The sequence below is a fragment of the Xenorhabdus hominickii genome (assembly GCF_002632725.1).
In the GTDB taxonomy this organism is placed as follows: domain Bacteria; phylum Pseudomonadota; class Gammaproteobacteria; order Enterobacterales; family Enterobacteriaceae; genus Xenorhabdus; species Xenorhabdus hominickii.
The window spans coordinates 226,814-253,074 of record NZ_NJAI01000002.1; the positions used below are offsets into that span (position 1 = coordinate 226,814).

General features: G+C 43.5%; 15 protein-coding genes and 1 pseudogene. 4 read left to right on the forward strand and 12 right to left on the reverse strand.

Translation table 11 applies throughout. From position 1 onward, the window contains the following. Window positions 1-18 precede the first annotated feature (18 nt). From ybfE to Xhom_RS08345, 7 genes are all read right to left on the reverse strand, one after another. Window positions 19-309, reverse strand: a complete 291-nt coding sequence (gene ybfE, locus Xhom_RS08315; RefSeq protein WP_069316553.1) for a LexA regulated protein — start codon at window positions 307-309, stop codon at window positions 19-21. A 104-nt stretch (window positions 310-413) separates the two neighbouring features. Then, complete coding sequence (locus Xhom_RS08320) at window positions 414-1,049, reverse strand: TetR/AcrR family transcriptional regulator (RefSeq protein WP_069316552.1); 636 nt, start codon at window positions 1,047-1,049, stop codon at window positions 414-416. Between the two features lie 43 nt (window positions 1,050-1,092). Continuing rightward, the gene (locus Xhom_RS08325) at window positions 1,093-4,176 is read right to left on the reverse strand and encodes an efflux RND transporter permease subunit (RefSeq protein ID WP_069316551.1); all 3,084 of its coding nucleotides are present in this window, start codon (window positions 4,174-4,176) and stop codon (window positions 1,093-1,095) included. A gap of 1 nt (window position 4,177) precedes the next feature. Further along, window positions 4,178-5,284: an efflux RND transporter periplasmic adaptor subunit gene (locus tag Xhom_RS08330; RefSeq protein ID WP_084023108.1), complete on the reverse strand. Its 1,107-nt coding sequence runs from the start codon at window positions 5,282-5,284 to the stop codon at window positions 4,178-4,180. Between the two features lie 760 nt (window positions 5,285-6,044). After that, window positions 6,045-11,804 (reverse strand): inverse autotransporter beta domain-containing protein, encoded by a 5,760-nt coding sequence (locus tag Xhom_RS08335; RefSeq protein WP_069316549.1) that lies wholly within the window; start codon window positions 11,802-11,804, stop codon window positions 6,045-6,047. A 325-nt stretch (window positions 11,805-12,129) separates the two neighbouring features. Then, window positions 12,130-12,822 carry a tyrosine-type DNA invertase gene (locus tag Xhom_RS08340; protein WP_069316548.1) on the reverse strand — a complete coding sequence of 231 codons (693 nt, stop codon included), beginning with the start codon at window positions 12,820-12,822 and terminating at the stop codon, window positions 12,130-12,132. Between the two features lie 130 nt (window positions 12,823-12,952). Beyond that, window positions 12,953-13,921: a GlxA family transcriptional regulator gene (locus Xhom_RS08345; RefSeq protein ID WP_069316547.1), complete on the reverse strand. Its 969-nt coding sequence runs from the start codon at window positions 13,919-13,921 to the stop codon at window positions 12,953-12,955. 266 nt (window positions 13,922-14,187) lie between these two features. Between Xhom_RS08345 and Xhom_RS08350 the strand changes: the two genes are divergently transcribed. Together Xhom_RS08350 and Xhom_RS08355 are read left to right on the forward strand one after the other, a co-directional pair. Continuing rightward, entirely contained in the window at window positions 14,188-14,973 is a 786-nt protein-coding gene (locus tag Xhom_RS08350) for an aspartyl protease family protein (RefSeq protein WP_084023106.1), read from the forward strand. A gap of 22 nt (window positions 14,974-14,995) precedes the next feature. Continuing rightward, entirely contained in the window at window positions 14,996-16,429 is a 1,434-nt protein-coding gene (locus Xhom_RS08355; RefSeq protein WP_069316546.1) for an IS1182 family transposase, read from the forward strand. A 589-nt stretch (window positions 16,430-17,018) separates the two neighbouring features. Here Xhom_RS08355 and Xhom_RS08365 read toward each other — a convergent pair. The 5 genes and pseudogenes from Xhom_RS08365 to Xhom_RS08385 form a co-directional block, all read right to left on the reverse strand. Further along, the gene (locus Xhom_RS08365; protein WP_084023104.1) at window positions 17,019-18,371 is read right to left on the reverse strand and encodes a DUF1266 domain-containing protein; all 1,353 of its coding nucleotides are present in this window, start codon (window positions 18,369-18,371) and stop codon (window positions 17,019-17,021) included. Window positions 18,372-18,513: 142 nt separating this feature from the next. After that, window positions 18,514-18,994 (reverse strand): annotated as a pseudogene (locus Xhom_RS08370) (IS1 family transposase). A gap of 115 nt (window positions 18,995-19,109) precedes the next feature. After that, on the reverse strand, window positions 19,110-21,305 hold the full coding sequence (locus Xhom_RS08375; protein WP_069316543.1) for a type I secretion system permease/ATPase: 2,196 nt from the start codon (window positions 21,303-21,305) through the stop codon (window positions 19,110-19,112). A 2-nt stretch (window positions 21,306-21,307) separates the two neighbouring features. Then, window positions 21,308-22,669: an HlyD family type I secretion periplasmic adaptor subunit gene (locus tag Xhom_RS08380; protein WP_069316542.1), complete on the reverse strand. Its 1,362-nt coding sequence runs from the start codon at window positions 22,667-22,669 to the stop codon at window positions 21,308-21,310. Further along, complete coding sequence (locus Xhom_RS08385; protein WP_232326326.1) at window positions 22,662-24,719, reverse strand: peptidase domain-containing ABC transporter; 2,058 nt, start codon at window positions 24,717-24,719, stop codon at window positions 22,662-22,664. Before Xhom_RS08385 ends, Xhom_RS08380 begins: the two co-directional genes overlap by 8 nt. Window positions 24,720-25,248: 529 nt before the next feature. On the opposite strand from Xhom_RS08385, the gene rtxH reads away from it, so the two are divergent. Together rtxH and rtxC are read left to right on the forward strand one after the other, a co-directional pair. Next, complete coding sequence (gene rtxH, locus Xhom_RS08390) at window positions 25,249-25,545, forward strand: protein RtxH (RefSeq protein WP_069316540.1); 297 nt, start codon at window positions 25,249-25,251, stop codon at window positions 25,543-25,545. Window positions 25,546-25,783: 238 nt separating this feature from the next. Next, window positions 25,784-26,245, forward strand: coding sequence for an RTX toxin-activating lysine-acyltransferase RtxC (gene rtxC, locus Xhom_RS08395; protein ID WP_069316539.1), 462 nt, complete (start codon window positions 25,784-25,786; stop codon window positions 26,243-26,245). Window positions 26,246-26,261 lie beyond the last annotated feature (16 nt).

The window sequence follows — 26,261 nt, forward strand, 5'->3', positions numbered from 1 at the left end:
GCTGTTGAATAAAAGCCGTTAATCGGCAAGATGATTTTGTTCTGCCAGTTGAGTTAACAACATTTGTTCAATCAGCTCACTGCGACTGATATTGCGTTGTTTTGCCAGATGATTCAGTGCATCGACAGCGTCTTCATTGAGCTTTAATTCCACTCGACGCAGCCCCTTGACTTTATCACGTCGCAACTGGTTGCGTTTATTAATCCTAAGCTGTTCATCTCTGGACAGCGGACTTGTTTTAGGTCGCCCTGGCCTACGTTCATCTGCGAACAAATCCAGTGTGGTGCGATCAGTTTGTTCTTTTGCCATAAATTCAATTGATAATGGGCGTGTACCAAAATATAGCGGGCAATAATACCTTAGCTGGGCGCGTGTCGCTACTGGTTGATGGGAGAGATTGTCATAATCGACATCTACGGAGTAAATGCTTTCCGCAGTATGTAGGTAAGAAAATCAAAATCCTCAGCCCAATTAAAATCCGAATCCATTCCTTTTCTTCCTATTGTGCCATCGATGGAAATCATCAACCATGATGCCGCCTGCTTTGCATTAATGTGTTTATCAATTTCGCCCTTTTCAATACCTTTTTGAATCAATAGCGTCAGATGTTTCCTGACTTTGTTTTCATTTTCGATAAATATCTTATTAATGGCAGGGTTACGGCTGGCTTCAGCGATAATTTCGATACTAAGACGCGCGTAACCGGGTTCATCATAGAGATTGAGCAAACTCGTCATCATCTTTTCTATTAATGCAATGACTGAGCTTTCATCGTTTCTGTCAGAAACATCGCCATCAGAAACATCGCCATCAGAAAAATGGCAGTCAGATAAAATTTTGTCATAGTCATGGCTATCTTCTTCTGCGATAGCTTCAATAATGGCATTTTTGGTTGGATAATAGTGAAACAGATTGCCGGGGCTCATACCCGCTGTCTTGCAAATTTCTGCTGTTGACGTTGCATGGAACCCCTTTTCTACAAAACAGAAGATCGCCGCATCAAGAATATGTTTACGTTTGGCGCGCTGTTTTTCTGTCTGTTTTCTCACCTAACTATTCCTCCAGTCATCTGAGTATTAAATTAATATATTGTCAGTGATAATTGAGATCGTCTTTCGTTACCGATGTCAATTTCTTAAGATATGGAGTAATAAAGTTTTTAAAATCATCCATATAACTATAAATGACGGGTACAAACAGCAAACTGAGTAGAGTAGAACTGAGTAACCCACCGATAACCGCAATTGCCATAGGGGCGCGGAAACTGGCATCCGCTCCGCTGGTGATAACCAGCGGAATCATACCCGCAATCATAGCGATTGTTGTCATGATAATTGGTCTGACACGCTCCCGGCCTGACTGAATAATTGCTTCATTTCGCGACATACCAGAGCGGGATCTTTCGAGGATAAATTCAACCAGCAAAATCGAGTTTTTTGTGACGATCCCCATCAGCATTAATATGCCGATAATCACGGGCATATCAATCGTGGCATTATAGAGAAGCAAAGCGATGATAGCACCACCAATAGCAAAGGGCAGGGCAATCAAAATCGTCAGCGGCTGCAAAAAGTCTTTGAACAGAATGATAAGAATTGCCAGTACCATCAAAATACTGAGCATCATGGTGGTGGAGAAACGTTCAAACATTTCATTCATGTATTCAACATCACCATACTCGACTCTTTTGACTTCGGGGGGCAATTTTTTCAATGATGGCAATTCATTGACTTGCTCCAATGCTGTGCCAATCGCGATGCCGTTAAGATCGGCTTCAATGGCGGCTCTGCGTTGTCTGGAAATACGATCTATTTTGTCAGGTCCTGAGCCAAAAGAGATATCAGCAACAGATTTTATCGGTACATTGGTGCCAGATGTACTGTTGACATAAAGATCGTTGAGTACCGTTAAATTATCCCTGTCTTCTTTGGATAATAAGACCCGGACCGGAATCTGCCGATCTGGTAAATTAAATTTAGAAACATTGGCATCAATATCACCAATTGTTGCTGTTTTGATCACCGCACCGATTGCATCAGTGGTTACTCCAGCTCTGGCAGCTTCAGCCACATTCGGCCTGATAATAACTTCCCGTCTTGGTAATGGCTGCGAGATTTGGATGTTTTTTAATCCATTCAACTGCATCATCTCTTGACGTAACTGCGTTACTGTCTGAGCCAAAATTTCAGGATGATCACTCGCCAGAACAATAGAAACATCACGATTGCCTTCACTGCTGCCAAAGTTATATCGAATATCCGGGATTGCATTTAATATAGGAGTCAATGACTGCTCAAACTCTTTTTGTGACAATTTACGTTCATCAATGGGAACCAAATTAATAATAATACTGCTTCTATTCTGACCGGTTGTACCCGATGAACCTTCAACACCGGCAATAGAAAAAATATCGACAATTTCTGGACGGCCTTGCAGCTCCTTAATGATCTTCTGCGCAATCTCATCGCTTTGTGTGGCCCGTGTTCCTGGTGGCGCTTCAATTTCTATTTTGGCAATACTGACATCTGATTTAGGCAAAAAACCAGACGGTAAGAGTTCTGTCAGGCTCAATGAACCAAAAAGAAAGACGACAGCCAGTGCCAAGGCTGTTTTGCGAAATTTTAATGTTTTATCCAGAATAGAAACATATTTCTTGATCCATTTGGGTGTCTCATGTTTTTCCGCCTTGGCATTTTTCTGTGGTAACAAAAGATAGGCGGACATCAGCGGGGTGACCATTCGGGCAACCAACAATGATGACAATACTGCGGCGGATACGGTAATACCAAATGGGACAAAATATTTACCGACGAAACCGCCAACAAAACTAACGGGGAGAAAAACAGCAACAATAGTAATAGTAATCGCAATGATTGCGAACCCGATGGCATTTGAGGCCTTGATGGCGGCAATATAAGGCCTTTCACCTCTTTCAATATATTTTTCTATATTTTCTATTTCGACTATCGCATCATCAACTAAAATACCGATCACTAATGTTAATGCCAATAAAGTGATGCTATTTAACGTGTAATCAAATAAATACAGAATAATAAAAGTCGGCAATATCGATAAGGGTAAAGCAACTGCTGCAATCAGCGTCGCCCGCCAGCTTTTCAAGAAGAAAAACACCACAATAACGGTTAAAATTGCACCTTCAATTAAGGTCTGCATGGTCAGGTTATAACCTGATACCGTGTATTTCACATTTGAGGTCACCAATTTAATATTGATATTAGGGTTCTCGTTCTCAATATTTTGTAATGCTTGGGTAACCCCTTTTTCTACCACCGTATCACTTGAACCTTTGGCACGATATACAGCAAAACCAATAACTTCCTCACCATTTAAACGCGCAACAGTAATGGCTTCTTTATGTGAATCCCTGACAGTGGCAATATTGCCTAAAGTTACCCATTTGTTGTTTTCTAGAGGGATTTTTAATTTGCGCAGATAATCTATTTCATTTTTTGCACCTAAAATACGGATAGAATGATCTTGACCGGCAATAACCATTCTCCCTCCAGGAATATTGACATTATTCTGGAGTAATAACCGGTTAATATCCGCAATGCTGATTTTCAAAGAAGCTAGTTTTATGGGGTCAGGCTCGATCAGAACTTCCTTACTGGTTCCCCCTAATCGCGTTATTTTCTGCACTCCCGGTACCATCAATAACTTTTTACTCAGCGTGTCATCAACAAACCAGGATAGTTCAGTTAAATTCTGATCTTTTGACTGAACGGTGTAATTCAGAATAGCTCCACCTTCGACATCAATACGGTTTATCATGGGTTCATCGATGGTTTGAGGTAATTCTGCCCGGATCTGTGTAATCTGTTCCCGGATATCATTGATGGCAACGTTCGGGTCAACGTTTAAATTAAACTCAATTAACGTAATAGAGACACCATCACTTATTGTCGAGTTAATATGCCGAATGCCGGGCAATCCGGAAACTGCGCGTTCGATAGGTTGCGTAATCGCATTTTCCAATTCAGAAGGGGATGCGCCGCTTTGTGTCACTGTCACCGTCACAACGGGAAAATTAATCACTGGATTGGCATTGATAGGCAATTTAAAAAAGGAAAATAACCCTGCTACAGTGAGTGCCAGAAAAATAACAATAATAGGAATCGGCTTTCTGATAGCCCATTCTGATAACTGAAACTTCATCTTATTTTTCCTGTGATATCATGGAAACAGTATCCATTTCTTGTAGGAATGGAGATGCAGAAGCAACAACTTTATCGTTTGATGTTAAACCTGATTTGACTTCAATCCAGTTATCAAAAACACGCCCTATAATAATTTGCTTTTTTTCGACAGCATTATTTTTATTGACAACATAAATGCTCGCTTTATTTTTATCGCTTATAGTGACTGCACTATAAGGAATAGCATTGACTTTTTCTGGTTTTAATTGAAAAAAGGCATAGCCAAAATCGCCCAGCTTGATATCCTTGGGACTCTTTTCAATAGTCACTCTTATTTTTCCTATTTGGGTAATAGGATCAATTTTCGGTGATATATATCTGACCTTGCCGGTTATTTTATCCCCCTGAATGAGGGAAATATCTGTGGGTAAGCCTGTTTGTATCTGTTTTAAGTCAGAAACATAGGCCTCGGCTGAGAATTCATATTGATTATTCTCAATCAGCTTAAACAGATAATTATCACTGGTAATCATACCTGTCATGGCGACACGTTCACTGATAGTCCCTTCTTTTGGCGCAAGAATAGTCGTTTTTGCCCGCTGGGTTTTTTCCTCTTGCAATTGCGCCTGTAACTGTCGGTATTCTGCTTTTGCCGCATTTAAGGCCGATAATGATGAATCTGCTTCCATTTTGAATTTTTCAAATTCACTGGCAGAAATCACCCCTGTATTGCTCAGCGGTTTTGCGCGTTTAATTTCAGACTGGGCCCGATTATTCATGGCTTCATTTTGCTTAACCAATGCCAGTGCTTTCTCCAGCTCCGCCTTAGCGCTTTTGACTTTTTCATCTTGAATTGGCGTTTCCAGCGTAGCCAGGACATCACCTTGCTTTACATAGTCGCCTTCTTCGACCAGAACATCAGTGATGACAAGTTGGGTCAGCGCGGGGCTTATCACAATCTCATTCCTTGCCACGACAGACCCCAATATATTTATCGAAGGCGTGTAGGGGACTGCTTGCATCGTTGTGGTTGAGACACGCATCTGTTCTTGGGATGACTGCGCATTTGTATTAAAAATGAACATGGAAAAACAAAAGCCAAGAAGAGGGAGGAAGTTTCTTGCCATTTATTGCCCTTACTGATGATTACTTAACCTGATAGCATTGTTTTAGACAGATTAGTCTATCTATAAATTAAGTGCAACTGTGTTTTGTGGGTATATCTCAAGCATAGAGAGTCTATTTTGATTAAAATTTGTACTCTTCGCGAACAAGTTCAAATTGGCACTGATGATTCTGATGCCGGAAATTTAATCTTAGCGGAAGAAGTTAAAGCTAACGCAGTGGCATGGCGTACTAAAATCCGAGAGAAACTGGCTAAAAAATGAAATTTATATGGACGTTATCAATCAGCCTGCGCTGACAGGAAAAAATTCGTGAATATATTGTATTAGGTAATCCGACAATAGCGTTGGTTATTCATCGTTATTATGTTTTAGCTTATGACGTAACAGGTGGAACAGTTAGGATTCTCTGCGTTTTCCATACTGCCAGCCAATGGGCCACGCCAGTCTTGAATTATTTGCCACAATTCCAATGAGGTGATTATTTATCCCATTCTTAATCGAGCTCAATACAATTAAGTGACTTAAAGTCGCTTGATTGCGTTTCATTTGTAGGCACTAATGATTGAATCGATATAGTTATTAGGTAAGCCATAGATTTTTCTATGGATCTTGGATTCGCCCAATAAGTGCACTATAGAAAAATCTAAGTAGTAGCATATTGTTAAGAGGGAAAATAAAGCCCTTACTCGTTGAATATACAGTTTTCAGGGCTTGCTTTACTGTTTATTAATTAGTAGCTTTTAAAATATGAATGAAAGCCCTAATTTTTAATGTGACAAATAACGAAGTAACTACCGCCACCGCTGTCGCTGTGGCTACGTGAAGTCCCCTCTAAACCAGTTTCCATATCTACAATTGCTATACTATTATCTTTACCTTGACCTAGACTCCACCAACTAGATGACCATGTCCAAAATTTTTGAGAATCAATAGGCCATCCATAGTTGTTGTAAAGAGCCCCATTTGGATAGGTATTAGGTATATCCATTAGTTGATCTCTAGTGGGTAATTCCCCTAATTTATTACAGTAATTTTTCACTGTAATCCATTGTGCTCTTCCCCAAAATTCGTTGTATAAATTTGAATTTTCTTCACTATTTACTTCAGCCTCTAATTGAGGTCGTGAGTATTTTATTCCATGAATAGAAATAAAATCCTCCATATGCCCCCAATAATTCGCCAGTGGTGTATCAGGACTGGTTATCACCGTAAAAATAACATCCTTTGTTTGAGTCGGAAGTTTGGCATCGTCATTCACTGTTATCGACAATGTTGTCCGTGTCCCAATCCCATTAGGGTCAGTGACATTAATAACCAGATTACCTTTTTCGTTCGTGTAACCGCTGTAACTATCCGCGTTACCCGTCAATACTCCTTCTTTTGGCTCCAATTTCACTGTGACTGTGTCAGATTTTTTCTGACGATTGATTGCAGTCATTTTAATGATTACAGGTACACCACCAACAGATTTGCCACCCGTATCTGTGGTATTGATGGTGAACTTAATGGGATCAGGAGCAGTCTTTTTAACTATAATAGCCGGTGTACCATCGGCATCTTTTTCTGGTATATCTGAGGTTATCGTGAAGTCATCTGCAATGCCTTTCACAGTGCCATCCGGATTACCTCCTGTTATATTACCTTTTTGAGTTTCCTGCTTGGTATCCGTCGCCACTGACTCACCAATCATCATTTTATTATTCGATTTAAGCGGACTGCGGGGAACCATAGCCAACTGGATAACCTGGCCACTGTCTTCGGGCTTCAGAGTATAAGGTGGCACCGTTCCACTCGCACCCGTTTTGATTTGATGATTAGGGTCGTCAAGCAAATCGGAGATCCTTTTTTCTGGTGATGTCGGAGCTGTGGGATCACCGGAGTCCGGATATTTAATACCCCAGAGAAACACGGAATTATCCACATCGTCCTTATCATTTTTCTTAAAGATGTACGAACCTGTCAGCGATTTCCCCATGTTCAGCGTACCGTTAATTGCCAACCCTTCAATGGTAGGCCCCTTGTTTGGGTCAATGACGGCTCCCTCAGGGGTTCCTCCGATAAGTGTATGGTCTTGGCTCGTATTTATCACGACATCGGTTCCGACTTTCCCCAGACTATTTTTCGGTGTGATGGTGATTTCCAGCAGTCTGCCGTTATCATCCTTATCCAGAGTGTAAGATGGGATAGCACCACTCGGGATTTTTCTGCCATCAACCGTGCCATTGGCTTCAGGATCCTGCACGTTTTCTCTTGGTCCTCCGTCTTTAGCCTCCGGCCTTAAACGTTTCCAGACATAGGTGGAATTATCTGTGGCATCTCCGTTATTGGGATTAAATTCATACTTGGATGTCAGGATTTCATTGCGGTACAGTTTGCCTTCCAGTAGCAGGTTATCAATAGAGGGTTTTGCCTCAGGATCAAGAATGGTGCCCGGTTTTGCCCCTTTGGATGCGGTTTGGTTGATATTGGGATCCGTCATGCTGATATCGACCGTTTTGGGATCACCCGCTTCGTTGTTTCCGTTAATGGGTTTAACGGTGATTGCCAGGGTTTTTCCTGAATCTGCCTGCGTCAGTTGTTTGACTAGGGTGCCGGTTTTGTCCGGTACGGCCTGATAATCAGCCTCTGCTACTGGAGTACCTTTTTCATACCAGACAAACTGAGAATTGTCCGTGGCATCCCCGCCGTTACCATTAAAGGTGTAGATAGCCTTAAGGGGCTTATTGATTTCCAAATCCCCGCTCAGGACAATTTTGTCGATGCTGGGTTTGGCATCTGGATCGGCCACGCCGCCTTTGTCGTTCCCGCCGCTCAGGCCGGCATTGGCTTTCGGGTCATTGATATCGACCGTGGCCGGATTGGTGGCCCGCAGGTTCGCGTCGTTAGTGGCCAGTACTGACACTTCCAGTACCTTACCGGAGTCGCTGCGTTCAATGGTATACGTCACTTTGTCCTGATCAGCTACGCCGACGGCCACCCGGCCTTCACCGTTTTTCTGTACCAGTTCTATCGGTTCTTTTACTCCAGCAGCATCTGCCAGCGCAACAACCCGTTTCGCCGTGGTGCCTTTTTCGCCCCAGACATAGAATGAGCGGTCAGTGGTATTGCCGTCTTTGGCTTCAAACGTGTAAAGGGCACGCAAAGTACTGTTGACATGCAAAACCCCATTCAGTTGCAAACCGGTAACCCGCGGAGCTTTGTTTTCATCAAACTCAATCACGGTGTCCTGTTTCATGTCTGTGCCATCCACGGTGGTGGTCAGCGTCCAGTTACCTGTTTTTAGGCCTGCGGTGACGATAACTTCATATACTCCGTCCGCCACTTCTTTTACTTCCCCTATCTGCGGATCTTTGCCCTGTCCCTGCAACTGACCTGATCCTGTGACCTTGATGCTGTCTTTGGCACCAGTCAGCGGTTTGCCCTGTTTATCTTTCAGCGTCACGCGTAAAGTCTTGGTGGAGACACCATCAGCAGCCAGCGCGTTACTGCCATCGGCCGGTTCAACGGTGGAGCCGGTAGGATCTAACACCTCTGCCAGCGTTTGCCCAAAGTTAATCGTAGCTGAACGTTTCATCTGCTTACCGAACACTTCCGGCGTCAGCGTCCATTTACCTTTTTTTGCCCCGGCGGTAACAGGAACCTCATAAATCCCGTTACCAGGCGGCACTTCTTTGGCTTTGCCATAGGAGGGCAGTTCGCCCTGACCGTACAACTCATGGTTATCCGGGATCAGGTTGATGCTGTTCTCGGCTCCAGTGATGGGATGCCCGTTGATGTCTTTCAGGTTCAGTTTAATGACCGTGGTATCGCCGCTATGGGGCAGTTCGCCTTTTTCGGGAATAAATTCAGATTTATCGGGATCAAACAAGTCGGCCTTTGAGGTGCCGAAGGTGATTTCTGTCGGGGTGTCCAGCGGCGTGCCGTCAATCTTGGTGGTGATTTTCCAGGCTCCGGTTTTGTCGCCAGCTTTCACTTTCACCTTGTAAATCCCGCTGTTGGCCGGCTCTTCCCACACCTTATCGATGGTCGGTTTGTTTTTGCCGGTGCCGGTCAGTTGATCGCTGTTGTCTTCAAACGTGATACTGTCTTTGGCATTCGGGATCGGCTTGCCGGCTTTATCCTTAAGCTGAAGCGTCATGATGGTGCTGTCTTCGTTGTCTGCGGCGAGAACGTTGGTGGCTGGTGTGAACGCCGAGCTGCGGGTATCGATAATGTCCGTCAGAGACTGACCAAAGGTGACCGTGGTGGGTTTCAGCTCTTTGCCGTCCACGGTCGGGGTGATTTTCCATGTCCCTTTTTTCTGGCCGGCGGTCACTTTGGCTTTATAAATCCCGCTGCCCGCCGGATCTTCCCGTACTGCACTGAGTGTCGGGTTGGGGTTCTGGCCGTACAGCTCATTTTTGTCATCAACCAGTGTGATTTTATCTGCCGCGCCGGTGATGGGCTTGCCATCCTTGTCTTTCAGGTTGAGGACGATTTCGGTACTGTCACCTTCCTTATTCAGGTTGCCATTTTCCGGTTTAAATTCGGTCTTGTCGGTATCGATCATGTTTGCCAGTGAATCACCAAAATCGATGACTGTTGGTGTCAATTCATGACCGTCCACCGTGGGCGTGATTTTCCATTTACCGTGCTTAGTACCCGCAGTGGCGGTGATCTCATAAATCCCGCTGCCTGCTGGTACTTCCTTGACATCGGTACCCAATACCGGATCGTTGCCGCCACCGGTCAGTTGGGTTCTATCTTCGGCCAGCTTGATATTGCCCGCCGCTCCGGTTACCGGCTTGCCGTCTTTGTCTGTCAGTTTCAGGCGGATAACGGTCTGGGTTTTACCGTCGGCCAACATGGATTTTTCGGCGGGTTCAAAGCCGGAGCCGGCCGGGTTGACAGCGGAGGAGAGCACCTGTATCTGGGTGTCTATCCGCTCAGAGGCATTACCTTGTGTGTCATAGGCAGTACCGGACAGGGTGTAGGTGTTGTTGCCGGTGTCATGGAACGGTGGCAGAGTCAGTAAATAGCGGGTGTCACCCCGCACCGGTTCCGCCGTGCTTTTGTACAGATCACCGGCTTCGCCGTGCAACGGCTGGGTTCCCAGTTTTTCCAGCTTGCCGCCACCTGCCACCAGATTCGCGGTATCCCAGACGATTTCTTTCAGGCCGTACTTGGTCTTGACGTGCAAATTAAGGGGAATGGCAGCACCCCCGCGTCCGCTGATCCGGTTTTCCATTATCAGACGGATCAACTCTTTCTTGCGGTATTCCAGCACGATTTGGTTATTGCGATCGACCAAATCATAACGGCCGCCTTGCAGGCTGCGCTTAAAGGCCACCACATCGGGGTTAATCTGCCGTGACCACGGGGTACCAATTTCATAGTTGAGGCCGAGGTTAAACAGGGTTTCGCCGCCACCGGCTGCACTCTGCTTGCGATCAAGCCCCAGTGTCACCAGCGGGATCGGGGTATAATTGGCTCCGAGAGTAAAGGCGGATGGGTTTTTCTGCCGGCGCTCTTCGCTCAGCAAACCGACTTCATTCCCGAAGTACTGTTCATAGATCAGTTTGCCGCCCAGTTGCGGGTAGGACGGCAGATAACCTTCGGCACGCAGGTCAAAACCGTTGGCCGGCCGTTCATCATAATCTTTCAGTTTCTTGCCGTCTTTCCAGCCGCTGGCGCGGAAGTAGCCGTTGGCACCGAAGCGCATAAAATCACGGGCATATTCAGCACCCAGCCCAAATCGGGTGTGGTCACGGGTGATATCATGGTCAAGGAAGGCGTTATAGCCGAACATGGCGGCATCAAGAAAATGGCGCTGGCCGATCCCCACGTTGGCGGTGGTGCGGCTGTCAATATGGCGCAGGCCAAACTGGGTAAAAGCCAGATGTTTTTCGGTGTCATACAGCGGCAGCAGCATATCAAACTGGCTGCCGTCCAAACGTCCGCGGTCATCCACATTGGCCTGTAACTTGACCGTGCCGTAACGTTGCAGCCAGTTTTGCAGTGTTTGGTTGGCTTCACTCAGGGCCATTCCGCGCAGTTGATTTTTTGTGCTGTTCACAATATCGCCGCTTTTCAGCATCCCGGCGGCGCGGGAAGCGGTACTGGCCAGCCAGCGTTCGGTGCTGCTTTGTGAGGTATTGCTTTCAGGTGTGCTGGAGAGAGCGGCTCTTAGGCTGTCCGCCAGCGGAGCTACGGCTTTAGGGATATCAATTTCATCGCCCGCTCCGAGGTTGGCAAAGGGTTTACTGAACGTGCGCAACTGATTGAGTTTTTTCAGCGCGGTAACGGTCAGTCCATGGCGCTTGGCGACGGATTTAATACTTTCTCCGGCGGTCAGACGGTAGGGTTCGGTTTGCATATGTGGCCGGGATTCCTGTGCCACGGCCGGCGTTTGGGCGCTGACCACAGGGATGAAAGCCCCTGCGACGGGAAAGGCAATCTGGGCAAAAATATTGATCCACGCCACCTGTTTCAGCCGATAGCGCTGTTTATCCGTCCACTGCTTGTCTTGTTTTTTAAGCATATTTTATCAACCTTCAGAATCAACCACATTCTTGCCAGCGTCACCAAACGCTGGTTCCATTGACTCATCCCGGAGCGGTGTTTCTATCCACAGGCTTAGTTGACAATTAGTACCAAACTGTCAACTAGCAACGATTTATCTAAAGAAACGAAAATGATAGACAAAATAACCATCATAGATTGATTTATGCAGCGGATTACTCTTTCGAAATGGAATATCAAGTAGATTTGGAAAAATTGATAGAAAAAACAACAGGAAATAAAATGGAAGGTATCGTTAGGAGTAATAAAAAGTAAGGAAAATTTTATGTTTGTTAATCAATAAACTAGAATGATTTTTGTAAAGGTGGGAGAAAATAAACTAGGTTTAAATATAGCTGTTTTAGGTGACTTGACAGTTTGGTACTAATTGTCAACTGTTTTCGTTTTCCTTTCGCATCCCAGATTGTCTCAAACCGACCCGCATTACTCGCTGTGTAGCGCACTGTGTGACGAATATTTCGATGGCCTAAATAGTCTTGAATCAAGCGTGTATCTACCCCATTGTCTGCAAGAGCATAACCACAGGCATGTCTCAACATGTGCGGATTCGCGCAAATCGACAATTTAGCTTTTTGGCTGGTTTTTCGGATGATTTGATATACCTGTTGGCGCGACATACGCTGACCCCCACGGGATAAAAAGAGCCAATTAGGTTCTCCAGCAATTTGTGTTTTCTGATCCAACGGGTTTTTAGGCAAATAATTTTTTCTTTTAGCCAACCAATAACGTATTAGCTGGACTTCACGAGCAACTAAGGGGTGAATGGTGGAAAAACCGTTTTTTAACCGTTGAACTTGTAAGCTTCGGCTGTCCAAATCCACATCAGAGATCTTGAGGCTAAGCAGCTCAGATACCCTGAATCCGTGTATAAATCCCATAAACATCATGCAGATATTTCGTTCAGCATGTGCATGATTCTCTAGCTCATTAAGTAACGTTTCAATCTCAGGTTGGGTCAGATATTTTCGTTTTAGCATGGAATTCACCTCCAGAAACCAGTTAATAATATGATAGTTAAATGTACCATTTATTAGTTTTGCTGATTATTTGCAGAGTGCAATGTTGGATTACAAAAAAACATCTATCTCGAAATTGATTGGATATACTTTAATGATATTTCTGACGATATTCTTTTGGTGTCAATCCGTTACAGCGTTTAAATAATTCTCTGAAATAGCGGGTGTCTTCATAACCGACTTCATGGCTGATTTCTTCGATAGTTTTATGGGATTTTTCCAGCCAGTATTTTGCCTGTGACAAGCGGAGCTGCTGGATATATTGGATGGGGGTTTTTCCTGTCGCAATTTTAAAACGGCGTTTCATTTGGCGTTCACAAAGATGAATTTTACTGGCTAAATCAGCAACAGATAAAATTTCAGAGGGGGAAGCGTGCATCCAATCCTGCAACTTGTGGATCAGTGAATCAGTATGTTGGCGATAAGGCGCAAAATTGATGGAATCAGACGAAATGTTGCTGTCATCTTCGCCAAAAAGGAATTTTGCACACTGTTCTCTGGCATATTGTCCATAAATCAACTCAACAATATTCAACATACAACTTCCGCACTCATAGGCGCTGGAAATGCAAAAACGATGATTGTCGCAGATGATTTTTTTGTCAGTATAAAGTGGAATATGAGGAAATTGGTTTTTGAAGTCATTGGCAAAGTGAGGATGAATTGTTGCGCTTGTTTTCAGTAATCCCGCTTCGGCAAGCATGAATGTGCCTGAGCATATTGACACAATAGGAACATGCTTTTCATCCATCTCCTTGAGCCACTTAATGATTTTCTGTGAGCAGTGGCGGGGTTCCCATTCAGGAAAGCCCAGAGATCCCACCAGAATGATATCGGGTTGCTGACCGGAATGGAGAGAATTATTGTAGCAAGGCGATTTGGAGCCGATAAACAGGCCTGTTGCGCTGTTCATCCCTTTATTGGCGGGGTAAATAAGGCTGACATGGGGAACCGGGCCGCCAATAGCATTGGCGGCAATGGTGAGAATTTCAATCGGCATAGCGACCGATGTGACAGACGTATGAGAAAAAATTAAGGCGGTGATAGTGACTTGTTTCATGATTATATTCTCTTCCTTAAGAACATTTTAATGTCGTGTTAATTTCTTTGTGAAATTAATTTTAAGGTTAAACAAGCCATATGTCTTCAATGAATTTATTTTTTTCTAATTTTCTGAATACTCAATCAAAGTTGTTCGGGCTCAAAAACAGTCCATACAGAAGGCACTGGCATCATCCCCTTGGTATTGCATACCGGAGCAACTGACTTGAAGAAGGAAAATGACACCTCTACTTCTGATCGCAAAAAACATCGGAGTTTCTGAGTATGAATAAAGTTCTGAGTGCGTGCGCAGTGCTGTGTCTTACGGTCATTCCCGCTGAAGCAGTAAAGGCCGATATTACCGCACCGATTGTTTATCTTGAGCATGTAACCCCTTCGGTGTCGCTCAATATCAATGGTAAAGAGGTGAACAGGCTCTCAATTGATACCGGGGCATCCGGTGCCTTTTATCTCCCTCAATCCGTCTTTGATTCGATTTTTACTGCGAGTAATCATCACACAGAAACCGCAAATTCCGTTGATGCTTTTGGCGTTCAGAAGTCTACTGTAGTGGCAAGAGCTGCTAATATCACTGTTAATGGTGAACGCCTTTCGGATGTTGACGTTGAAGTCTTCAAACCGTGGGGAAACGGCATGTTCGACAACAATGGGAAACTTATCATCGGTGGAGTGTTAGGGTTGGGCGTCGCTAAAAACAAAACGCTTATTATTGATTACGCTTCAAAGATGCTGACGATAACCGACCATCTTAAAGCACTTCCTGATGGTTACCGCTGGCAATCTATCCCGTTTACCCGCACAAGGAACGGAATAGAAATTAGCGTATTATCTGGCAATAAGAAGATAAACCGTATGATTATTGATACGGGTGCAAGTCATACAATGTTGTTCACGCGCTCAAAAAAAGGGTGTGCTGCTTTATCTTCATCCTGCACAGACTGTGTAAAAACCCTTGAGCACCTTTTGGTCTCAGTACGATGTACTTATGATCAATTGGTCTTAGCTACCGATCCAATTTCAAAGCCAAGTCCAGTATCATCAGATTGGTAAGCATAATCATGGAGATTCTGGCATGTCTCACCATATTACTGGTCAATCAAGGCATCAATCCACGCTCTTTCCAGAACTCATGGACGACTTTGTTAGCGAAGATAACCCAGTGCGAGTTATTGATGTCTTTGTTGAACATCTAGATTTACTCGACTTAGGTTTTGAAAGCGTGAATCCCAAGTCAACTGGCCGTCCTGGATATCACCCTGCCCTGATGCTCAAGCTCTACATTTACGGTTATTTAAATCGAATTCAATCATCGCGACGGCTGGAGAAGGAATGCAACCGCAATGTCGAGTTAATGTGGCTGCTTGAACGTTTATCTCCCGACTTCAAAACGATTGCAAACTTCAGAAAGGATAATGGTAAGGGAATTAAAAACGTTTGCCGTAAATTCGTCGAGTTATGCCGACAACTCAACATGTTTGAAGATGCCGTGTTCGCTATTGATGGTAGTAAATTCAAAGCCGTCAATAATAAATCCAAAAACTACACCCCCAGTAAAGTGCAGTTTCATATCGAGCGAGTTGAAAAAAGTATCGAGAAATATTTAATCCAGATGGATGTCAAAGATGAGAACGAAAAAGAGTCTGATCCGACCGTCGCAGCATCGAAATTAGCATGGCTAAAGCAGCGCTTAGTTGAGCTAAAAGCACTCGAAAAACAAGTTAATGAGCATCCGGACAAACAGATATCACAGACGGATCCTGATGCCCGCTTGATGAAAACACACCACATGGAAAGACAAGTCTGCTACAACGTGCAAACGGCGGTCGATACAAAGCACCATCTCATCGTTTGCCACGACATCGTCATGACAACAGACCGAGGTCAACTGACATTAGTTGCCGAGCAAGTCCAAAAGGTTTTGGGGAAGAAATCTATTACAGTGTTAGCCGACAAAGGCTACTTCAGTCGAAATGATATCAAAGACGCGCATGATCAAGGCATCACGGCGAATGTGCCACAAATTGACATTTCAGGTTCGGAGAGCAAAGGCATTTTTAACAAGTCTCTCTTCAAGTACGACAACGGCAGTGATGTATACATTTGTCCGGCGGGTAAAAGGTTACAAAAGCGAATGAGGGTCATGGAGAAAGGTGTAGAACTGGATGTTTACTTCAACAATTTAGCGTGCAATAAATGTCCAATCCGATCTCAATGCACAACATCAAAGAAAGGTCCCCGTCGCATAAGACGATGGATACATGAATCGATTATTGATGACATGCAAAAACGGTTGGATGAGAATCCGGAATTCCCGGTGATAAGGAAACAGAGTGTTGAGCATCCGTTTGGCACGATAAAAATGTGGATGGGAGCGACTCACTTTTTGACTAAACGCCTCAAAAATGTGAGCACTGAAATCAGCCTCAGTGTTCTTTCTTACAACCTGAAACGTATGATGACCCTACTGGGAACTGTCGGTTTGATGGCGGCCATCAGTCTGAGCTAAGTGATAAAGTAAGCTTAGTTTCACCAAAAATCTGCCCCAAACGCTCAAGGCACGCTGCTTTTAAATGACTTCATATTACAAGCCACCAATCTGCATCAAAACATTGTGAATGTGATGAGCGCTAATCGGGTTGCTTAAATGCAACCCAAATCGATGTTTGTTGGATGAAATCACGGTTTTTACACAGTCTGTGCCAGAAGCAAACCATTGTAACACCTGACGGTGTTAAGCTCTCTGCATTTATCTTTTCTCTTTCTGATGACAAGATAGATCCTGATAAGCGGATAGATTTTGATGACTTATTAGGTGATGATTTTCTTTCAAACAGGGTTCTTATCATATCGAATGACCGATTATTAATTAGCTTACCTAATAACAGTTAAGGATTGGCGGGTATATACGTATATACCCGCCGTCTTTCAAGTTGCAGCTTTGTTGGTTATGCTCATTCACCCCAGTTACATAGTTAGCTATGCTTCTGGGGATTCATTCGCTTGCCATCGTACTGCATCTTGAAATCCATTGGGCATAGAGATAATTTCTTATAAAACGTCAACAGATCTTAATACTTGATCATATTTTTTACGACTTATGACTCATCAGCCCTAACTTGTGATCTAATGGTTTCATGCACTTCATTAAAATCAACTTCAGCATCAGGATTTTGTTCGGTTAACACTTCGGTCAGTGCTTGAGCAAATGAATGGGTTTCGATTGGCGGTAAATCGCTATTCCAATCGATAGAAATTGTTGGGCTATCTTGGTCATTCAGTAGTGCACGGATAATATCGATGTATTCAGACTGGCACTCAGCCCAATCTTCATCAGTTGATGCCCAAAACCAGCGCGTGAGCGTGAAGTTGTACCATAGATCATCCCATCCGCTATAAACCATTCGTAACAACGGGGCGAGCATGAGTGTCCAGTTTTTTGCTTCCTGCTCCGTGATATATTGTAGTTTGCATCCATTCAGGCACAACATACTGAAACGAACATAGTCCCAGGATAAATATTGGATATTCTGAATATCGTTTTCATTGTTATACATCATGGTATAACGCCAAATGGTTTCTTGCTTATCGGATGAACTTATATCACTTTGCTGAATACCTGCCAGAATTTCATCGAATTCCGGTTTTGATAATTCACTCAGCTTATCCCGCATGTTGTAATAATCGGCAGCATGTCCGTTTACGAGCAGACTAAATAACTGGAAAACTAAATCATGACGATTTTCAATACCCCAAGCTGATGATAAACCAGCATCATCCTTTTCTGGAGAATAATCATTGCAGCTCCATCCATTGAAGCAGGAATAGGGAGCACCTAATATCATGCCCCAATCAGAGATGGAAAAAGGCTGAGGGTTATTAGGTAGATATGTTTCGTTTTTTCCCTCTGATATGCCATTTACATTTTGTGCCGAATTTTTCAGATGTGTCAGTGTGTTTTGATCAAAGATAATGTAATTATAACCGTTGTGAATAACAAGATCGCATTGAAATTCGCTAACAAGATAATACAAATGTTCAGCACGGAACTGATGAAGGTTTTCAGGATTATTGTCGATAGATTCTGCGTTAAGCCATGAAGCAGGATTTTCTTCAGAAAGATAAGCGATTATATAAGGTCTGAAATGAAATTCAGGATCTTCCTTTATCGAAAATGAGTAGCCATCACTGTCTTCTGCAAGGGAACTCACAAGCCAAAAATCTGATGAATGAAATATATTGAAAAATTCAATAAAAAGTTGTTCTTTTTGATCTTCGGATGTTGCATTATGAAATTCAATCCATGTATCTATTAGCTTATCTGACATGAGAGTAATATCCTGAATGAGTAATCGAAACCTATTGATATTATAAAAATTATAATTCTTTGTGATGATTTTAATTAGATAAAAAATTACCGATATAAGAGGAGCCGAAATTGGAGTTGCCATTATCTTAATTTAAGTTGATCATTCTAATGACAAATTACATTTTTACCAGTACAAAAAAACTTTTTATTGTATGAACAGCATCCATTAATTAGTTTTTATTCGCCAATAGTTTGGATCATATATTAGATAGTTGTATTACTCATTAAAAACAGTGTTCACGCTCAATGAAATTCCTTCTCACTTTATCGTGCATTTCCTCAGATTTGGAATAACCTATTGTTTTTCGATTCAGTCTTTTAATTCGGGTGCGGCTAGTCAAATTGTTTCTTTCTATGTGTTGGGTAAATGTCTTTCCAACACTATGTTCTTTTTCAGGAAGATAGCCATAAACAGAATAATTATCCGCAAAATAAAATTGGATATTAAAAGGAGCTAAGAGTGTGAGAAGTTTATTGAACGTTTTTAGACGGACTCCCAGACATACCAGAGCCTTACAAAAGACCACAGTACATCCATTTCACAAAGGAGCTGAATGTCACTTTCATCAAGGGGAGCGTTGTCACGGCATAGCAGCGATAACGGGGATGACCTCCGTTCCCTTTACCATGTCTTTTAACCTCTTCTGATTTGTGACAATAACGATAATAAACGTCAACTTTGCCCTGAAGACAGAACTCAGTTATATGCTGCGTGCCCTGAACATTAATTGGTTCAAGTTTACTGTATTCAGCCATCAAATTTGTCCACGCAGCACAATGGTTCACTCTGTCTATTTTGGTTGTCAGTTTTTAGTAACAATCACTTTGTTTGCTGATGCCAAAGCTGTGCATACAGTCCATCTCGCTGCACAAGGGCATCATGAGAATCTGATTCAATAATATTTCCCTGATCTAACACGAAAATTTTATCGGCATGACGAATGGTATTCAGTCGATGAGCAATGCTGATCACTGTCCGGTTTCGGCGTATTTCATGCATATTGCTCATAATGGCAGCCTCTGACTCGTAATCCAGTGCAGAAGTGGCCTCATCCAGTATCAGGATCTTTGGATCGTTCAGCAACGCTCTTGCTAATGCGATCCGTTGCCGTTGTCCGCCAGAAAGGTTGCTCCCTTTTTCGCCAACCGGATGGTCGAATTTATGTGGAAAGGCATTGATGAAATCAATTGCGCCCGCTAAGGTTGCGGCTTGATAGACTTCTTCATCGCTGGCGTTGGGTTTACACAGGCGGATATTGTCCGCAATGCTGCCGGAAAACAGAATACTTTCCTGTAAGACGACACTCATATTGCGTCGCAGTGATACAGGGTCAGTAATCGCTAGATCCATCCCATCCACTAAAACCTGACCGTGTTGTGGCACATACAATCGCTGTAATAATCGGGTCAGTGTACTTTTGCCTGAGCCTGATGGGCCTGTAATGCCGATAAATTCACCTGCTTTAACGTCTAATGACAAATTTGCCAAGACTTCGGGGGTATCTGCGTGATAGCGGAAACGAATATTTTTGAATTCAATCTTACCCGCCAGTTCAGGTGCCGATGCCAGCCCCTGTTTACTGTTTTCCATGGGTTCATCCAGAATATCGCCAACCCGTCGCAGGGCAATTAGGGTATGTTGAAAATCTTGCCAGACCTGTGCCAATCGCAAGATGGGTTGGGTAACGTGGCCTGCCAGCATATTGAAAGCAATCAATTCCCCGGGGGATAAATCTCCATTAAGAACGCCCCTGACTCCCCACCACAGTAAAAGGGCGGCAATGATTTTCTGGATCAGGGCGATCCCTTGTCCCGCCGTTAGTCCACTTTTCTGGGCAGAAAAACGTTGGATTAACTGTTGGCTCAATACCTTTTGCCATTGGTACAGAAAGCGTTTTTCCGTTGCGGTGGTTTTGATGGTTTCGATGCCTGTGATGGCTTCGGTCAGAAAACTCGTGGCATTGGCATCGGCTTCATATTCTTTTTCTACTTTGCGTCGGATTACTGGCCCGATGCTGATCCAAAGCAAGAAATAGAGCACCAGCGAGATGACCACGATCCATGTCAGCAAGGTGGAATAATGGAACATCACGCCAAGAAACAGAATGATGAAAATCAGGTCGAGCAACAGCATCAGCGTAGAGCCGGTCAAGAATTGGCGGATATGGGCCATCTCCCTGACTCTGGCGATGATTTGTCCTGTCTGGCGTTGTTTAAAATAGGGCAGGGGCAAGCCGACCAAATGACGGTAAAGCCTGCCGGAGAGTTCAGAGTTGATTTGGCTGGCCATATGTCCGAACACCGTATTGCGCAGGAACCCGTACAGAGGTTCAGCTAATGCTAGTGCCAGCATTGCGAGGCCAAGTACATGCAGGCTGGAGAGGCTACGCCCGACCAGTACTTTGTCGATGACATTTTCAAACAATAAGGGAGCCGCCAGAGCGAAAAGTTGCAGTACAATGGCGAACAGGAAAATATCCCGTAACTGATTTTTTTGTCTGAAAATAGACGGGTAAAACCAGTTTAAACCAAATTTAACTTGTTGTTTAGTTAGTGATTTATCCGCCACCAGCAGCACTTTATATTCATTGGATTCAGCAGATTTGCCGGGAGGTATTGTCCCACCGGACAATGTTGTGCCATCTGATAATGGATGTGCTTTTTGTTTGTCTGTGATGGGATCAAACACGGTAAAAGAATCAGGGGTAATTTCTGTCAGCACCCACCAACGTTGATCTAATTCCACCAAGGCCGGCAGAGGTAACTTAGTGGAAGTTTCAGGTGTCAGCCAATCAAATTTACTATGGAGTTCAATGGTATCAGCGGCTTCACGTAATTGCGGATCTGTCAGTATCAGGGAATCCAGCCCCAGCGCATGGTGTAGTTGTGCGACAGAAGCCACCTTGTGAAATTGTTTTCCCAAATACGCAATACATTCCAGTGCATAGTTATTTGTATTTGTGTCGGTACCGTCTTGTGTACCTGCGTCACCGGTAAAGGAAAATAGGTCGGTCATGATTATTTTTCCCTCAATGCTTCAGATTGATATTCCTGAATCGGGCTGAGCAGGTAATCAATGACTTTCCGTTGATCTGTTTTGATTTCCGCAACGATGGACATGCCTGCCGTGACATTGACCGGCTCTCCATCCAATATGATATTGTTCTGCTTGAGGCTGATTTGTGCAGGGAAAACCAGACCCAATCGTTCATCGGTGGTGGAATCCCGTGAAATGCTGAGTAATTCGCCTTCAATCGTGCCATAGCGGGTATAAGGGAAGGCATCAACTTTGACCGTGACATGTTGACCGGAGCGAACAAAACCGACATCTTTGTTCAGGATCTGAATTTCAGCGAGTTGTACATTCTCATCCGGTACAATCACCATCAAATTTTGGGCCGGTTGTAAAACGGCACCGAGGGTATGAACACTCAATTGCTGGACTGTGCCGGTTACAGGAGAACGCACAACTTCAAGCTCTTCCCGTTCCTGCATTTTGGAGATTTCCTGTTTTAACACAGCCAATTGCATTTCAGCCTGTTTTCTTTTTTCAAACCATTCCAGCTCTTTTTGTACTTTGATGCCTTTTAAACGTTCTTCCAGGCTCTTAAATTGAGTCAGCAAAATACCCAGCTCTGATTTTTGTTGAGCGATCATTCTTTCTGTTTCCAGAAATTCTTTTTCTTGTTCCAGAAATTCCACCTTACTGATGACCTGCTTCTGGCTCAGTGTTTTCCGTGCCTGTAAACGTTGGTTAATATTCTGGCGCAGATTGATCAATGACCGGATGTCACTACCCCGGGCTTTTTGGGATGAAAGATTGACCTCCATTTCCGCGTAGATATTGGTGATGATGGCGTCGGATTCTTGTTTTTCGTGATGATAATGTTTCAGGATTTTTTCCTGTTTTTCTGCCGGTTGCTGCTGGAAAAGTGGCAGGGATTCAGGATGATGCTGTCCAAGCAGGGCTTGATAGCGAATTTCCTCTTCAGTCAGATAGTCACGCTGTTCAATGAGACGGACGATATCCTGATTGACGCCGAGTGTATGCAGTGTCAGTAGTGGAGCATCTTTTTCTACATGCTGTCCATTGGCAATATGAATAGCAACCAGACGACTCTGTTCATAAGCCTGAATAAATTGGGAACGACCGGAGGCAATCAGGCGTCCGGTTGCAGTCGCCTGTACATCAAGTTTTCCCAGACAAGCCCACAGTAGGGCGATTAAGACGCCAATACTTAACGTTATCGCCGTATAACGTGCGAACTGGGATGGTGGGCGTTGCGACAATGCCAAATGTGTCGGTAAAAAATCATAATGGGGTGAGGGAGTACGAGTACGTAACCGTTTTAGCCCCTTGAGCAAGATAGCTTTAAACATGTGAAGGCTCCTCTTGTTTTAGTTCTTGTTGTAACTGCCAAAGTTTCCGATAGTGCTTACCTTGTTGCAGAAGCTGATCATGGCTACCTTGTTCGATGATTTGCCCTTGATGTAACACAATAATCCGGTCGCATTGGCGTACTGTGGAAAGCCGATGTGCGATGGTGATGACTGTTCGGCCTTGGGCGATGTTTGCCATGTTGGTTTGGATAATGGCTTGTGATTCGTCATCCAGTGCACTGGTGGCTTCATCAAGGATCAGGATTTTGGGATCTGACAACAGCGTTCTGGCAATCGCCAAACGTTGTCGTTGACCACCTGATAAGGATTGACCACCTTCTGCGATCACCGTGTCATATCCCATCGGCAGTTTAAGAATAAAATCGTGTGCGCCTGCCAGCTTGGCAGCCTCAATGATTGTGGACAACGGAGCATCCGGGCATGATTGGGATAAATTCTCATGCACAGTCTTATTGAAAAGAAAATTTTCTTGCAGCACGATACCAATTTGTTGCCTGATTGATTCAATATTGAGATTTTGCAAAGGGATGCTATCCAGCGTGATTGCCCCGGATTCAGGGGTATAAAGCCGTAACAACAAGCGTGCAAGGGTGCTTTTTCCAGAGCCGGATGTGCCGACGACCCCTAAGGTTTCACCCGCCCGAATATCCAGCGTGAGCTGATTGATGGTTGCGGGTAAGTCGGGTTGATAGCGGAAAACGATATCGGAGAATGAAATCGCACCTTGCAGTGTAATGTGTTCGTTGCCTGATTGTTGTTCGGTTGGCAGGTTCAGCATATCACCCAGTTTCTCGGTGGCTATGCGGGAACGGATAAACTGCCCCCAGAGTTGAACCAGCTTGGATAGCGGTTGTTGGGTATGGCTCACCATCATATTAAAGGCGATCAATTGACCAATCGTCATGTGCAGCGAAAGCACTTCTGAAGCGCCGAGCCAAATGATGATGGCACTGGTGACTTTCTGTAACAGCATCACTAAATGACCGGAACGGTTATCCCATTGCTGGACATCATAACCGGTACTGACCATCTTTTCGGTCTGATTGTCCCAACGGCGAATAAAGCGAGGTTCAGCCGCGAGGCTTTTCAGCGTTTCAGCACCAGCGACGGTTTCGGTCAGGAAAGAGGTATTGACGGCGGCGTGGGTGAACTGTTTTTCCACTGCCTTAGCGATTTTTGGTGTAACCCACCAAGCAAGTAAGGCGTAAAAGGGGATGGTAAGCAGGAAGATCAGCGTCAGTATGCTGGATAGCAGGCTCATGACGTAAACAAATACAAACATGAACAAAACATCGATACACAGAGTGAACATGGAACCGGTCAAAAATTCCCGGATAGTTTCCAGCTCTCGTACCCGTGTCACAATTGCCCCTACTTGTCGGGATTTGAAAAACAACAAGGGCAGCCCGAACAGGTGTTGAACTAACTTCAATCCCAGTTTTATGTCAATCCGGTTGGCTGTGTGAGCGTATTGATATTCGCGTAGCCCCCGCAGGAGCACTTCAATCAACCCGGCAATGACTAGCCCGAAAATCAGGACATCCAATGTGGAAAGTGCCTGATGGACGAGCACTTTATCCATAACAACTTGCACAACTAAGGGAGAAATAAGCGCCAGAATCTGTAAAACAAAAGAAAACAGCAATATCTCGGTCAGGTTTTTTTTCTGACGGATAAATTCAGGAATAAACCAACGTATATTAAATTGGCTGTTTTTTTGTTTGATTTTTATCCATCGACCACTCCATAGATTAATAAATTTTTCTTTATCAATTATCTCTGGTGTTTCTTGGTTAGGTTTTTGGATCAATACCCGGTGTTCATCACATTTTGCCAAAATGAAAGGTTGACCATCACTACCGAATAAAATAGCGGGTAGAGAAATGGCATTTAATTTCTTATTTATCGTGGACTTATTTTTAATTTGAATGTTATATTCTTTCTTTAATTTATTTAAAGTAAGAAGATAATTATCATTATTGCTTAAGTTTTTATTGAATGTAGCCGTGTTTTTTCTATTAGATATCATAATTATTAACATAATTAATGATATTGTTTTTTTTTCTATTTCATTCATCAACGTAAATCTATTTTAATAAAAGTGACTTCTTAATTAAGAAAGTAACCTGAAAGAAAGTATGGTATTTATAAAGTACGTCCAATAAATCCAATAAAAGACATTATCTGCTATTAAAGAGTATATTAGTGTTGGTAATTGGGACAAAATGTGACGGTTAAACAGACATTTTACTGTTTATATGTTGATTTTAGTAAGCGAATGGATATATTTTAGCTCAAGGTAGCCGATAAATCATTTGATTTATACCTTTCTTCTTTCAAATTGCAGACAATTACGCTATTGGTTGTAGGCTGTAGCTTGAAAGTTTCTCTCTTACCTAATGTGTATAAATATTTTGGTTTACTCTGTTCAGACAGTTGTAGTGATGAGATTTAGTTATAAATGAAACCATAATAAAAATGGAATTCATTTATGATTTAATAATTTAGATTTAATACAATTGTAACATTAAATTAATATTTATTTAATTGGTAATGATATGACTGAAAAATTCGTTCAAACCATCTCTAGCGTTAATTATAACAAAGGCGTGTTCTCTCTTTATTTTGTTGGTGAAGATCCTAACAAAATGGCAAATGGTGAGCTGGCTGTAAATGATCAGGATCTCCAGTTGAAACAAGTTATTCACATGCCTGCAACGGGTTTTATGTATATGGTTTCCATGGTGAAAAGTATGCTTGAAGATCCACGGATGGAAGCTGAACTGAATAACCTGATTGCCGCTGGTTTTTTACCTGAGCCTGAAGCGCCAGTATCTGCAACAAATAGAAGATGAAACTGCGGTTGAAGCAGTAACTACTGCTTCAAAAAATGAAAAACGTGCGTCGCGTAAATCTGAATCATCAAAATAATATCTACCCAATAGATTTCAAGTTGCATCGCGGCAGCGAAGGAATGAAGCCTCAGGCACATATATCGCTATGTGACTGGGGTGAATGAACTAAGCCAACAGGGAGGCGGCTTGAAAGATGATGGGGATAGGCAAAATCCTACTATCAAGTGGTTGCTAGTCTATGATGATCCAACATCAATCAGCAACACTGAGTACAACTGAAATACAGGCTATGATTGGAGGGGTGATGTTGCTTTGTCAACATTCACCTTTGCACCGACGTTATTTGGTTGCCGAGTGGCAACAGCGTATCTTGCCGTCATTCCAGCTCAATCAGTTTTGCTATTACCAGGATGAACACCAACGCCCAGTTGCTTTTTGCAATTGGGCTTTTTTATCTGACAGTAGTCGGGATGCAATTCTTTCTGGTGAACGGGAAATATTGTGGGAAGACTGGCGTTCTGGTCAGCATATCTTTTTTCCAGAGATGATCGCGCCGTTCGGACATGCGCGTGATATTGCCCACGATCTTCGTCGGCGGGTTTTCTCTGCATGGAAAGGGCAAAAAGCCTGTACCGTCAGGGGAACTCTGGATGTTCAAAATGAACGCTGTATCCGTCGGATACAGTGGTTTACTGTTTAATTTTTAGTCACAACAC